General features: G+C 55.5%; 11 protein-coding genes. 7 read left to right on the top strand and 4 right to left on the bottom strand.

Annotated elements, in window-relative coordinates:
• The first annotated feature begins 216 nt into the window (after nt 1-216).
• The 3 genes from JOE65_RS10650 (at nt 217) to JOE65_RS10640 (ending at nt 4,086) form a co-directional block, all read left to right on the top strand.
• Nucleotides 217-1,860: a glycosyltransferase family 4 protein gene (locus tag JOE65_RS10650; protein ID WP_205163151.1), complete on the top strand. Its 1,644-nt coding sequence runs from the start codon at nt 217-219 to the stop codon at nt 1,858-1,860.
• Entirely contained in the window at nt 1,857-3,041 is a 1,185-nt protein-coding gene (locus tag JOE65_RS10645; RefSeq protein ID WP_205163149.1) for a glycosyltransferase, read from the top strand. Before JOE65_RS10650 ends, JOE65_RS10645 begins: the two co-directional genes overlap by 4 nt.
• A 124-nt stretch (nt 3,042-3,165) precedes the next feature.
• A complete protein-coding gene (locus tag JOE65_RS10640) occupies nt 3,166-4,086 on the top strand; it encodes a DUF6492 family protein (protein WP_205163147.1) in 921 nt (306 codons plus the stop codon).
• A gap of 11 nt (nt 4,087-4,097) precedes the next feature.
• On the opposite strand, the gene JOE65_RS10635 is transcribed toward JOE65_RS10640, so the two are convergent.
• The 3 genes from JOE65_RS10635 to JOE65_RS10625 form a co-directional block, all read right to left on the bottom strand.
• Nucleotides 4,098-4,559, bottom strand: a complete 462-nt coding sequence (locus tag JOE65_RS10635) for an adenylyltransferase/cytidyltransferase family protein (protein ID WP_205163145.1) — start codon at nt 4,557-4,559, stop codon at nt 4,098-4,100.
• A gap of 315 nt (nt 4,560-4,874) precedes the next feature.
• A complete protein-coding gene (locus JOE65_RS15330) occupies nt 4,875-5,651 on the bottom strand; it encodes an LbetaH domain-containing protein (RefSeq protein WP_205163144.1) in 777 nt (258 codons plus the stop codon).
• Between the two features lie 110 nt (nt 5,652-5,761).
• A complete protein-coding gene (locus JOE65_RS10625) occupies nt 5,762-6,499 on the bottom strand; it encodes a LicD family protein (RefSeq protein ID WP_239536693.1) in 738 nt (245 codons plus the stop codon).
• A gap of 192 nt (nt 6,500-6,691) precedes the next feature.
• Between JOE65_RS10625 and JOE65_RS10620 the strand changes: the two genes are divergently transcribed.
• Genes JOE65_RS10620 through JOE65_RS10610 form a run of 3 tightly spaced genes read left to right on the top strand, consistent with a single transcriptional unit; the run spans nt 6,692 to nt 11,150 of the window.
• A complete protein-coding gene (locus JOE65_RS10620) occupies nt 6,692-8,512 on the top strand; it encodes a dynamin family protein (RefSeq protein WP_205163143.1) in 1,821 nt (606 codons plus the stop codon).
• Entirely contained in the window at nt 8,509-10,164 is a 1,656-nt protein-coding gene (locus JOE65_RS10615) for a GTPase (protein ID WP_205163142.1), read from the top strand. Before JOE65_RS10620 ends, JOE65_RS10615 begins: the two co-directional genes overlap by 4 nt.
• On the top strand, nt 10,161-11,150 hold the full coding sequence (locus JOE65_RS10610; RefSeq protein ID WP_205163141.1) for a thiamine-phosphate kinase: 990 nt from the start codon (nt 10,161-10,163) through the stop codon (nt 11,148-11,150). The genes JOE65_RS10615 and JOE65_RS10610 overlap by 4 nt, the downstream gene beginning before the upstream one ends.
• Here the strand turns inward: JOE65_RS10610 and JOE65_RS10605 are convergent.
• Nucleotides 11,147-11,875 (bottom strand): IclR family transcriptional regulator, encoded by a 729-nt coding sequence (locus JOE65_RS10605; protein WP_205163140.1) that lies wholly within the window; start codon nt 11,873-11,875, stop codon nt 11,147-11,149. The two genes, JOE65_RS10610 and JOE65_RS10605, sit on opposite strands and share 4 nt — an antisense overlap.
• A gap of 85 nt (nt 11,876-11,960) precedes the next feature.
• Here JOE65_RS10605 and leuC point away from each other — a divergent pair, with 85 nt between their 5' ends.
• A complete protein-coding gene (gene leuC, locus JOE65_RS10600) occupies nt 11,961-13,424 on the top strand; it encodes a 3-isopropylmalate dehydratase large subunit (protein WP_205163139.1) in 1,464 nt (487 codons plus the stop codon).

Below are 13,424 nucleotides of genomic sequence, written 5' to 3'. Positions count from 1 at the left end.
AGAAGAGTGACAGGCGAAGAAAGACGGGAACGACGATATATTGTCCAGTGGCAGCATGCCTTCAGTGAACGAGTCTCAGCCCACTTGGTAAGGTCGTTATAGAAGGGATGGGGCTGCGCGACCTGCAACTGGCAGTTCAGGAGAGCGGCACAACCGTGTAATACGTAAGAAGTACGAAAGACAGGGCGGAAATGAATGAACGAGTACTCTCGCCAGTTGACTGACCGAGAAATGCTGGAACTTGCCATGGCCGAATTGGATGCGGCTCATCAGGAGATAACACGCTTAGACGCAGCATCCGCGATTGGTTCGCAGTCTCCCTTGTCCGGTCTATCTGCAGTGCGGTCATACATGGACGTGAAGCAATATGACAAGGCGTATATATGGGCTTGCGCTATGCGTGAACGCATGAACGGAAATACCCACTTTCTACGAGGCTTACGGGATCTACAGGTAAAGCGCGGGGAAATTAGCCAAACTCTCTTGCTGGCTAACGCGATTGCGGCTAAGGATAAAAGTATCCCGCCCAGGTCCATCAGAAGGCTTGAGGGGCGCCTACGCGAACTTTCAGGTTGGGTTCCGTCGATCACGGGCGGCAAAAGAGAACTCGAGCCCCCCATTGCCGGCAGGGTTCTACACTTGGTGAAGGAAAGTAGACCGTTTCTTTCAAACGGATTTACGTCGCGGAGCCACAGGAACTTTATCGCGGAGGCTAAGGCAGGATTGGAACCGATTGTAGTCACGGAACCAGGCTTTCCACGCGAACTAGTTGGCTCCGATTTCAAGAGACGCGAGTTAGTCGATGACATCCTTCATGTTCGTCTAGATCTCGGAGATATTGATTATAAACAGATGCCGGTGGATGAATATTTGGAATACTTCGCACAGCTTGCTTATGAGGAAGTTCTCCGTACCCGGCCATCCGTTATTCACGCGAGTTCTGGGCGCCGAGGCTACGAAACGGCTCTAGTTGGGTTGTCGCTTAAAGAGAAAACCGGCCTTCCCTTTATTTACGAAGTACGATCCTTCTTTGAAGCAAATTGGACCGGTGACGTGGCTTGGGAGACATCTGGGGAGGTGTTCAACAGGCGAATGTGGGTCGAGGAAATGTGTATGCACGGGGCCGATCGTGTCCTGACCATAGGTGTCGCCATGAAAGAGGAACTCATAAGTCGGGGAATTCCAGAGAGTAAGATTGGAATCATCCCAAATGCAGTTGACTTAGCCGATTTTGTACCAAAGACCCGTGATGGGGAACTCTCGGCCAAATACCATTTGGATGGATTCCAAACGTTTGGATACGTTTCAAACATGGATCACTACAGAGAATCGCAAGAGACGCTTATCGAGGCATGCGCGCTGATGAAAGATATGGGCTCGGAATCAAGATGCGTGCTCGTTGGGGGGGGAAATCGTATTCCGCTGCTTCGAAAGATGGCCGAAGACCTGGGAGTATCGGACAGAGTCGTCTTCACGGGAGCGATCGACCATAAAGATATTGCAAAATATTATTCGCTGATTGATATTTTTGTCGTACCGCGGATTCGAGAGCGTGCGGCCACATACGTTACGCCACTGAAACCTTTTGAAGCCATGGCATCAGGAATTCCGCTGGTTGTGAGCAATCTGCCAGCACTTGTAGAAATCGCTGAGCCACCGCTTAGGGGTGAATCGTTTGTCGCCGGAGATCCTGAGTCCTTGGCTGACACACTTCAACGGCTATATAATGACCAAGAAGAATGTCGACGTATGTCCGAACGATCCTACGAGTGGGTCAGAACTGAGCGTACGTGGGACAGCAACGGCTCTCGATACGTTGAGGAATTCCGTCATCTTGATCAAAGTCAGGAAGTCAAGTGAGAGTAGAATATCGAAGCTTTACCGCAGGGCCTCAGTCACCCGCACTCGAGTTGATGTCGGCCTTTAGATCGGTTTCGAATTATAACGAAAGACCACATCTTCTCGGGTACACTCCTGCAGCCAGACTAAATCCATTCCAAGCGCTACTATATAAAGAGTTTTCGGGATCAAATATTGCTGTGGCTCCCATACTGCGCCCGGATAAATTCAGAAGCATTCTTGACTTCAAGGGAATGGCTGAAACAACTTCACTTCATCTTCACTGGAATTCTTGGATGACTTTTGGGGAGTCTGATGAATCCAGGGCTCGCACTCTCGGCATGGGCATGGTGGCAAGACTAGAACAGCTGCGAGCTAAGGGTGTAAACATCATTTGGACAGTCCACAACGTTTATCCTCATGATGCTATTCACATCGATCTAGAATTGAATCTCCAACAGAGAATCGCAGAGATAAGTAATGTAGTGCACGTCATGTCCAATAGTACTGTCGATGTAATGAGGGAGTATTGTGCCCTCGACGAGCGGAAGATCATTTATGCGCCTCATCCCAATTATAGAGGAGCCTATGCGGACGTTGTTTCTCGAGCGGAGTCGCGCGCAATGCTTGGTCTAGAAGCAGATGAGGTTGTTTTTCTGCTCTTTGGGGCAATTAAGCCGTATAAGGGTCTATCAAGGCTCATTAGCGCCATAGATATTTTGTCAAAAATCGCTCCGAAGCTTCGATTTAGAGTGTTGGTAGCTGGAGGATCTGACGGGTCTATTGAAGCGCATAACTTTATTGATGCGGCACTCCTTCATCCGAAGATTCTGCTGGAGAGTAACAAGGTGCCCAACGAACGGGCACAGTATTTCTTACGTGCCGCTGATGTTGGATTGGTGAATTATGAGCGCTTATTAAACAGTGGCGCGGCTTTGCTTTACGGAACGTTTAGTCTTCCACTTGTTGCTGCAGACGTTCCTCCACTCCGTGAGGGCCTTCATGAAGACTCGACGACCTTTGTCGAAGATGCTTCTCCCGAGGCGTTTGCACAATCGATGTTGGAGGCCGCTTCGAGTTTTGGGGATCAGAGTCGGCTACGAGGGCTCATGGGACACATGAATGATCTGGATCCAGAAATTGTAAGCGCCAAATTCGGAAAAGACCTAGTGGGGCGACTAGAAGGCACGATTCGGCGATAATATGTGGACTGAAAGGTAAGCCTCGACGATTCCGCTTCGTCTCGGCTTCATAGGTCGGCTGCCTACGGCGCGGGTAGACGGATTTATTATTAATTTTCAACGCGCACTATTCATGAAAGGTTTTATGATGGAGAACGCCCTTTTTTGCAAATCCTTTCGGGGTGATCTCCAACGGATCAAAATTCTTGTTGCCAGTGTCGAGGCCCACATGACCGGCCGTTCCTGTCCTTTTGTTGTTGCTTGTCCGACTAATGATGTGCAGCTCTTTCGAACTTCGATGCCTAAATGGATTGAGGTATACGATGAGACGTCGATGGCACGGTTTGACATAAATAGTAGAGTGGGAGTTTGGCGCGAGCAGCAGCTCATTAAGATGATGTTTGGAGTGCAAGGTCGGTTTAAGAACTTCCTAGTGCTCGATTCTGATTCTTATTTCATAAGACCCTTTACTGAGCCAGAACTATTTTGTGCAGGGGAAGGGATATCATTGACCGTGACGGAGAATGATTACCTCTTTCGAGCCAGCCATCAATTCGCTGTGGAATTGGCGAATGAGCGGAGACACAAGTCCAGTCACTTGCGCCTAGACGCCATCCAGTTCAAGTCGAATAGTCACTTTGAGATCGAGAGGTCTCTTGTTCGCGATGCTAGCCACGCCGCGCGCCGGCCTTCGGAAGTTTCGGATTTAATAGGCGACGCCTTTGGTCGTATCGATTCGAATCAACTGTACTTCCTGCCGACTCCAATATCGTGGAGCAGCGAGGTTCTGCAGGACATGTGGACGACCCTAAACAATGAGGGAATAACTTTTTCAGACTTACTTCGATACTCTCCGTGGGAGGCCATTTGGTACGGCCACTGGGCAATTCAGAGATTTCGAGAACGAGTCGTTCCTAAAGAGCCCGACTTCTTGCATTTTTCGTCCGATAGTGAAATTGATAGAGCAAAAGAGTTGGGGATAACTGAGAAGTCAATGTCGGGGGCCTTTATGGGGGTGACGCTCGCGGCGCGCCATCAGGAGAAGGTTCAGTTCGGTTCTCCGTGAGGAACGGAGTCCTAACTTAGCTCTTTGACTATCTGGCTAATGCTATCCAGGGTACGCTTCAGCTCTGATACGTGTTTCTCGTCGAATGCACTAAGAATGCGTTTCATTTCCGTTGTCGAGATACCAGAAGTGCGAGGTAAGTAGACGACTTCCACCCTTTCCCCCAGGCTGTCAAACTTACCCTTCCAATCTTCGCCGATTCCGAAAATATCTACATCGTATGCACTAATATCGGTGAGTTTTTGTTCCCAGCTATTCTCCTCAATAGCCTCATCGACGAAACGTAAGGACTTCACAATCTCGAGTCTGTGTTCAAAAGGTACAAGTGGCCTTTTGCCCTTCTGTGCGTTGAACGAGTCAGTCGATACACCCACTATCAGCCGGTCCCCCAGTCCGCGCAAACGTTTGAGGATGTTCAAATGGCCAATATGGAATAGATCAAACGTACCGTAGGTAATTACAGTCTTACTCATTTGGCTGCCCTATCTTGTTGGTGAGGTTTAACCTCGATGTTAGTTGTGAATATCTATCGTATGCCCTTCAATCACTAGCTATGCAGCTCCGTGCCGAGAGTCGTAGATCGAGTAACCAGGGGGTAATAATGTCCGCTAGGTTTGGTTCAGCCCGTCCAATGAAGACAGGGACGAAATCATGCTGCCTTTCTTTACTTGAAATCAGGCAGGCATCTCAGCTAAAGACCCAAAGTCGACGATTGGAGCACATGCACCTTTATACCATTGGTTGCGTGAGTTACTAGTAAAAAGAGACTCAGTTTTTGGCTATGTGCATCATGTAACAGAGAACGCTAATAGATCTAATGTGGATATCTCAAGTTTAGGAACTCCACCGTTTTCAATGTTCTCTAGTATCGACTCGAGTGGAGACTGTATGTCTTCAAATATCGCCGCTGGTTCAAAGGCCCACCAGTCCGACGCAAGAAGTCTCAGGACGATTTCCGCGGGAAATCTCGACCGGATGAGTTTAGCTGGGTTACCACCCACTATCGAGTATGGCGGTACATCTCTCGTGACGGTACTACCTGTCGCGATGACGGCTCCCGTGCCGATGGTTATTCCCATGGACAACGTGACGTCGGCGCCGACCCATACGTCGTGGCGAATTTTGGGGTAGGGTTTTTCACCTGAGGCCTTGAATGATTTTGCATACTCTGCGATGTTCTCAGTCGCGTAATCCCTAAACAAAAGATTGCTGGGTCTAAAAGTTATGGCAGAGGTGGTTATCTTGTCCAAAGGATGCACCGAATCTACAAATTTCAAGCCCGATGAAATGGAACAATATCTGCCAACTTCAATTCCGCTGGGAAGTGGCGAATATGAGTAGCTGAAAGCACCGATACTAGCTAGCCCCGAAGCTGGTGTCCCTCCGACTAGTGGTTTATACGGTCCACCGTATAGACCTGTGTTTTGTTCGATCGAGAGTTCTTTGTTGACTCTGATTACTTGACCTTCACTAAGCCATCCGTAGGCGCCTTTCTTAGGCTGATCTGAGTTTGCCCTGAGTAGGATTGTGTTGTCGTATAGCGACTGGAGAAATTCTACGGTCACCTGTACCTTAAATTGCATAATGCAGTACTAACACTTCGAACTCCTCATGGGGTGTGATCCTTCTGTCACCGCTGTGGCTGTGTGCGACTCCTTGCGGCACAATATGGTGCCTATGATGCTATATCTTTGTTTGAGTAGTAATTCAACTCAAATAGCTCAAGATCCTGATACGGGGCCACCATTGTTAAGATTTCGGGATCAACTATCGGGTATTGTTGAATAGATTTTAGCTTCTCGATTGCCTTTGTAGCGGCCGCTTGTCCGCCCTTGTGGACACCAATAATCGCCTCGTTCAGTTTGAAGCCGCTTCTTCTAAAATAGTCGGTTGGATCTGACATTCCCCATATCTTGAGTGGGCCAAAGTCGTAGCGTTTTCTTGGGAAAACGTCGTGAACTAGTACATATCTGTCGTTAAACCATCTTCGGAAGCTTGGGCTTTTGTAGTGAAATGCTTCGTCTGGTCCTTTTTGAATTCGCTCGCCAATGAATATGTCGAATCCCATGAAATATTTTGAGCCGTTTAGAATCCGGTCGCCGAACGGCACAAATTGTACCAAGCCACTTTCGACAGCGTTCGAGGTACCCAACTTTATTCCATATAAATGTATGTCGTCCATTAGGTTCTCGAGTTTGCCTGAGTCTGATTCAGGAATCATCACATCCACGTCGTCATCCCAGGGGATAAAGCCCTGATGACGCATTGCTCCCAACATCGTCCCAGAGTGGGCAAAATACTCGATCCCATAGTGTTCCAAAAGTTCGAACATGACATGTGCAAAAATGTAGTAGGCTCTCCGCTTTTTTGGTGGAATAGTGATGTCAGCAACTATTCCTTGTATCTCATTCATTGCTGCCCCTCTTCGTAGCTAGTTTTAATGGCTGAGCCGACTCGGTCGATCTTGTTTACCTGCATGTTACCTGACGTTCATGGTGCGTTTGGTCGAGGCGGAAGGGCAGGTTGGGTCTGGACTAATTGGTTGATTCATGGGGCTGGCTCTCGGCGTCACTTCGTCTGGCGTCGTTCCTGACATGATGGTTTAATGAATGCGAACGTCATCATCGGTCCGAGAGACTCTGCGGCCGGATCCCCAACGGCCATACTGGACAACGGGCGCCGAGTCCTCGGCGGCGTCACCCTTTCACTAGAACTCCCCGGCGTCGTAGAATCTCGCGCCATTTCTCAAGCAGCGGTGGACCAGATCTATGACTACATCCTGCCGCGCTACCGCAGTCTGGACGCGTCGCTACTCGCGGTCGTTGGAGGTTCCACCGGCGCAGGGAAGTCCACACTCGTCAATGCCCTAGCTGGCCACCCCGTGACACGGTCCGGTGCCATTCGCCCAACAACGCGCCAGCCCATCTTGCTGCATCACCCCTCAGACCGCCGCTGGTTCGCTGATCAGCGCATACTGCCCAGCCTGAGCCGAGTCACAGGGGTTGTCGTCGGTGCAGGGGAACCGAGCAAAGCCGCAGATCAAGCAGGTGCTGACCCGGATGCTTCCGCTATCGGTTCGCTGGTCATGGTTGGTGACGAACAGATCCCTGAAGGGGTAGCGCTCCTCGACGCACCGGACATCGACTCCATCTCCGATGACAACCGGCGTCTCTCCGGACAATTACTGTCCGCCGCTGACCTCTGGCTCTTCGTGACCACCGCCAACCGGTACGCGGATGCCGTCCCCTGGAAACTGCTCCTCGACGCCGCTTCCCGAGACATCCTCGTTGCCGTCGTCCTGGACCGGGTACCCGAAGGTGTCGCGGACGAAATCACCGAAGACCTGACACACATGCTCCAGCGGCAAGGCCTGGGAGAAGCCCAGGTGTTCGTGGTGCCCGAAACACCCCTGGACGAACTCGGAATGCTCCCACCGGAATCCGTCCAGCCCATCAGGGATTGGCTCATCGACATCACCAAAGACGCTGCAGGCCGCGCGGCCATCGCCCGTCGAACCCTCACAGGGGCCGTCAAAGGGCTAGCCGACAAAGTCACCGTTATCGCCGAAGCCGCGGACAGCCAACAGAAAGCGGCCAACCGGCTGGCCGAAGACGCAGAAACCGCCTATCAGGACGCCGTCCAGCGCATCCTCGATTCAACCAAAGACGGCACCCTCCTCCGCGGAGAAGTACTGGCACGGTGGCAGGACTTCGTGGGCACTGGAGAATTTTTCCGCTCCTTCGAGTCGGGAATTGGTCGCCTCCGCGACCGGATTGGCTCCTTCTTCACCGGCAAACCCACTCCGGCAATCACCGTGGAAACTGCTATCGAAACGGGTCTGCAAGCCGTCATTGTGGACCAGGCAGCCAAAGCCGCGGAACAAGCAGACCAGCGCTGGCGCGACGATCCAGCCGGTCGGTCGCTGTTGAAAACCACAGACATGTCGCGGCTTCCAGCAAACTTTAGTGAGCGCGCTGCCAGCGAAATTCGTGCCTGGCAGGGCGATCTGCTCACCATGATTCAGAAAGAAGGCGCCAACAAGCGCTTTACCGCGCGAATGCTCTCTTTTGGCGTTAACGGATTGGCGGTCGCGCTCATGGTCGTCGTTTTCGCGACTACTGCGGGACTCACAGGACTGGAAATCGGCATAGCTGGCGGGTCGGCCATCGTCGGCCAAAAAGTTCTGGAAGCAGTGTTCGGCGAGGACGCCGTACGCAGACTCGCGGCCACCGCGCGCAAAGATCTCCACGCACGCTGCGTCACGCTGCTGGGTGAAGAAAAGCGCCGCTTCCTGGAGCTGCTGGGAGACGCCAGCAAGGACGGCCAGGCACAGAACCTCCATGCTCTCGCGGCAGAGCTCAAAGAGCTTGCCCAGCTGACAGGTCAAGCGACCCCCGACGAGCCCAACACCGGAGATCAGCAGTGAGTCGACATCGGAGGTCCGCGCAGGGATCACCGCTACGCGCCCAGCTCGAAGCACTCGACGAAGCCAGAAACCTTGCCGAAGGCAGACTGCCGGAAGAAGCTCTCGACAAGGCCAGGGGAGTCTTGGAGCGGGCCTCCGGACGGCGTTCACTCTCCTCAGAGCACACCGTGGTGGGCTTCTTTGGAGCAACGGGAAGTGGCAAGTCTTCCTTGTTCAACGCAGTCACTGGCCAAACACTGGCCTCTGTGGCTGCACGGCGGCCCACCACGTCCGAACCACTGGCAGCCGTGTGGGGTGCCGAGAACAGCGAGCCACTTCTGGACTGGCTGGAAGTACCGCATCGCCACGTTATGCCGAGCGACGATGCACCAGAAAACCGGTCCAGCAAGAACGCCCCGGGCGGCATCATCCTGTTGGACCTTCCAGACTTCGACTCAACAGCCCTTCAGCACAGGGATGTAGTGGAACGACTAGCGGGACAAGTGGATGTTTTGGTGTGGGTTCTCGATCCTCAGAAGTACGCTGACGCGGCACTTCACCATGACTTTCTGCGACCGCTTGCCTCCCACGGCGCAGTCACTCTGGTGGTCCTGAACCAGATCGACAAGCTTGCCGAAAAAGAGGTCAAACCAGTTGTCGCCTCCCTGCGCGGCATCCTCGCTGACGACGGATTGAAAAAAGTCACTATTCGTACCACCTCCGCTACAACAGGCGACGGCGTCTCTGAACTCAGGGACGCGATCCGCGCCTTCGCTGATCAAAGGTCAGCCGCTACTGAGCGTTTGGCCGCCGATGCCGCGGCCGCGGCAAAGGTCCTGGGCAGCAGCGCGGAACAGAGTAGTGAGAACGCTGCTAGGAAAGTCTCGGAACCGAACAAGGCTGAGTGTCGTCGACTGACGTCCGACCTCGCCGGGGCGTCGTCCGTGGACGTGGTCGTCGACGCCGTTGAACACTCCTATCGGCGCCGGGCCCACGCCGGAACCGGGTGGCCTGTCACCCGCTGGTTGGGCAGGTTCCGCCGGGATCCTCTGAGGCGCTTGAACCTCCACCGGGAGGACGTCAACCCGCTGGTCAACCGCACTTCCCTGCCACACGCCGGGCCTGCTCAGCGCGCCCAAGCCGATTCAGCCGTACGTCGATTCGGTGAAGAGGCAGGCAACGGGATTCCACAGCCGTGGAAGACTGCGCTCACTCGTGCGGCTCGGTCAAACTCCGAAACGCTGCCGGATTCACTGGATCAGGCCATAGCAGGAACAGACCTCGGCGCGCAGAAGAAGTCTTGGTGGTGGCCGCTGGTGGGTACCATTCAGTGGCTCGCACTCGCTGCTGCGCTGGCAGGGCTGTTGTGGCTGAGCGCGATCTTCGCCGCCGGCTACTTCCAGTTCAGCCTTGGTCCCACACCAGAGGTAGAGGGATTTCCCGTACCCACCCTCCTTGTGGCCACAGGACTGGTCTTGGGTATAGTCCTCAGCATTCTCTCGGCCGTCATCGCCCGATTCGAAGCTAAACGCCGGGCTAGACGTGCTCGCAAGAAGCTAACGACGGCGATCGGCACAGTGGCCAACAGCGAGGTGGTGGCACCGGTAACGGCTGAGATATCCCGCTACAACAACTTCCGGGATGCTCTGGCCAGAGCCGGTGGCGGCAGATGACCAACACAACGGTGGGCGAGCTCAGCGAGGGCAAGTTACTCGAACGCATCTTCCCCCGGTTGGACCCGGGAACGCCGCTCGTGGGGCCCGGGGACGATGCCGCAGTGATCTCGGCGCCAGATGCTCGAACCGTCATTTCCATCGACACCCTGGTCCAGGATCAGGATTTTCGCCTGACGTGGGCCAGCGGCTACGGATCCACCGGGTTTGACGTTGGCTGGAAATCCGCTGCTCAAAACCTCTCAGACATCAACGCGATGGGTGCTGTACCCACGTCCCTCGTCGTCAGCCTGACACTGCCGGCGGAAACGCTGGTGTCATGGGTTGAAGATCTCGCGGACGGTCTCAACGCTGCTATCAGGCAACTTGGTGCCAGCCGCTGCTCAGTGGTGGGTGGAGACCTCGGCCGGGGCAAGGCCATCGTCGTTACCGCTGCCGTGACCGGGGACCTGCAAGGTCGAGATCCAGTGCGGCGATCTGGGGCTAAGACCGGGGACGTCGTTGCCGTTGGCGGTGTGCTGGGCCAGGCGGCAGCGGGTTTGGCCCTCCTCGAAGACAGTCGAAGCGAAGCGGCCCTGCCTGATTCCTTACGCTCTTTGGTCCACCGCCAGTCCAGGCCAAGGCCGCCACTGATATTGGGGCCGGCGGCGTCGGCTTCTGGAGCTACGGCGATGATGGACATCTCCGACGGATTGGTCCGAGACGGTCGGCGCCTCGCCGAGGCTAGTGGAGTGAGCATCGACTACGAAGACGCCGCGCTACGCGGCTTTGCCAATGAACTCAGCGAAGCCTCAGCCCACCTGGGAGTCAACGCCATGGAATGGGTGCTTGGTGGGGGAGAGGACCACGGACTGCTGGCATGCTTCCCCGACGGTACGGAGCTGCCGGAAGGATTCGTCGGCGTCGGGCGTGTGCTCAACGGTGGTGGTGTGAGCGTTGACGGTATCCAGCCGGGCACATCCGGCTGGGATCATTTTGAACGCTAGACCGCGACGTCGCCTGGAACCTTGAGAGCTTCGGTCAGCTCTGCAGCGGCCTTGCAGACAACCTCGGCGTGCAGCCTGCCGGGCTGCCGCGTCAGGCGCTCCATGGGACCAGAAATCGAGACAGCAGCAATCACCCGCCCGGATGGTCCGCGAACTGGGGCAGAAACCGACGCTACCCCCAGCTCCCTCTCGCCCAGGCTCTGGGCCCAACCCCGACGTCGGACACCAGCCAGGACCGTAGGCGTAAATCGCGCATGGTGCAGTCCTTCAACCAAGCGGTCGTGGTCCTCCCACGAGAGCAGTACCTGGGCAGCGGACCCGGCCTTCATGGTCAATTGGGTGCCCACGGGAATGGTGTCCCTGAGTCCGATGGGCCGCTCGGCGGAGGCAACGCATACGCGCCATTCGCCCTGACGACGGAACACCTGAGCGCTCTCGCCGGTGACATCTCTCAGGGCCAGCAGCACAGACCCAGCGGAGGCAATCAACCGGTCCTCACCGGCCGCGGCTGCCAGTTCCACTACGCGGGTACCCAAAACAAACCTGTTCTGCATGTCGCGGCCAACCAACCGGTGATGGACCAACGCCAGGGCGAGCCGGTGCACCGTAGGGCGCGCTAGACCGGTGGCAGCAACCAGTTGGGCGAGGGTGGTAGGGCCTGCTTCCAGAGCGTTCAGCACCATGGCTGCTTTATCAATCACGCCGACACCGCTAGAGTTGTCCATAGACTGATATTGCCGTCTCATTATCTGAGATGCAAGTCAGTGCAGGTATCAAGTTGCTGCTCACATGACGTGGAGGGAGCTGGCCATGGCCGGTCATACAAAGAAGACGCTCGCCGAAAAGGTATGGGATGACCATCTGGTCCGAAAGGGCGAGGATGGTCAGCCGGACCTCCTGTATATAGACCTCCATCTCATTCACGAGGTGACCTCGCCGCAGGCGTTCGAGGGTCTGCGCCTGGCGGACCGTCCCCTGCGGCGCACGGACCTCACCATTGCCACCGAGGACCACAACACCCCCACGCTCGACATCGACAAACCGATCGCTGAGCCCACCAGCCGTAAGCAGATCCAGACACTACGCAACAACTGCGAAGAGTATGGCGTACGGATCCACTCCCTTGGAGATGCTGAACAAGGCATTGTCCACGTGGTCGGCCCTCAGCTAGGTCTTACGCAGCCCGGGCTCACGGTTGTCTGCGGCGACTCCCACACCTCAACCCACGGCGCCTTCGGGGCGCTCGCCATGGGGATCGGTACCTCCGAGGTGGAACACGTCATGGCCACCCAGACCCTGCCGCTCAACCCCTTCAAGACCATGGCCATCAACGTGGAAGGCACTCTCAAGCCCGGTGTCACTTCCAAGGACATCATCCTGGCCGTGATCGCCAAGATCAGCACCGGCGGCGGTCAGGGCTACGTGCTGGAATACCGCGGATCCGCCATCCGCAGCCTCTCCATGGAAGCCCGCATGACCATCTGCAACATGTCCATCGAAGCAGGGGCACGTGCTGGCATGATCGCCCCGGACCAGATCACCTTCGACTATTTGAAGGACAAGCCGCACGCACCGCAGGGCGAAGACTGGGACGCCGCCGTCGAATACTGGAAGTCCCTGAAAACGGACGACGACGCCGTGTTCGACGCCGAGGTCTACCTCAATGCAGACACCCTGGAACCATTTGTCACCTGGGGAACCAACCCGGGTCAGGGAGTCTCACTCTCCGAATCGGTGCCAGCACCGGAAGACTTCCACGACGAGAATGACCAGGCTGCCTGCCAGCGGGCACTGACCTACATGGATTTGGTTCCGGGCACGCCCATGAAGGACATCCGTGTAGACACAGTGTTCCTAGGATCCTGCACCAACAGTCGCGTGGAGGATCTGCGCATTGCGGCGGACATCATTCGCGGCCGCAAGAAGGACCCCAACATCAGGTTCATGGTGGTTCCCGGATCAGCCCGGGTCCGTCTGGAAGCAGAAGCCGAAGGTCTGGATAAGGTCTTCACCGACTTCGGTGGGGAATGGCGATTCGCTGGTTGTTCCATGTGCCTCGGCATGAATCCGGACCAGCTGGCGCCGGGAGAGCGCTGCGCTTCCACGTCCAACCGCAACTTTGAGGGACGCCAGGGCAAGGGTGGCCGTACGCATCTGGTCTCACCGGTCATTGCAGCCGCCACCGCTGTGCGCGGCACTCTGAGTTCGCCATCGGACCTCGACCCGCTGCCTACAGCCGCAGCAACCACCGAACCCGCCAGCAACGCAGCCTAG

The organism is Arthrobacter roseus (genome assembly GCF_016907875.1).
In the GTDB taxonomy this organism is placed as follows: Bacteria; Actinomycetota; Actinomycetes; order Actinomycetales; family Micrococcaceae; genus Arthrobacter_J; species Arthrobacter_J roseus.
Note: the sequence above shows the minus strand (reverse complement) of the source record. Positions and strands in the feature narration are given on the sequence as shown.

Coding starts and splice junctions, on each gene's coding strand:
- JOE65_RS10640 (WP_205163147.1), top strand. CDS start 3,166: ATGATGGAGAACGCCCTTTTTTGCAAATCCTTTCGGGGTGATCTCCAA.
- JOE65_RS10635 (WP_205163145.1), bottom strand. CDS start 4,559: ATGAGTAAGACTGTAATTACCTACGGTACGTTTGATCTATTCCATATT.
- JOE65_RS10625 (WP_239536693.1), bottom strand. CDS start 6,499: ATGAATGAGATACAAGGAATAGTTGCTGACATCACTATTCCACCAAAA.
- JOE65_RS10620 (WP_205163143.1), top strand. CDS start 6,692: ATGAATGCGAACGTCATCATCGGTCCGAGAGACTCTGCGGCCGGATCC.
- JOE65_RS10610 (WP_205163141.1), top strand. CDS start 10,161: ATGACCAACACAACGGTGGGCGAGCTCAGCGAGGGCAAGTTACTCGAA.
- JOE65_RS10605 (WP_205163140.1), bottom strand. CDS start 11,875: ATGGACAACTCTAGCGGTGTCGGCGTGATTGATAAAGCAGCCATGGTG.
- leuC (WP_205163139.1), top strand. CDS start 11,961: ATGGCCGGTCATACAAAGAAGACGCTCGCCGAAAAGGTATGGGATGAC.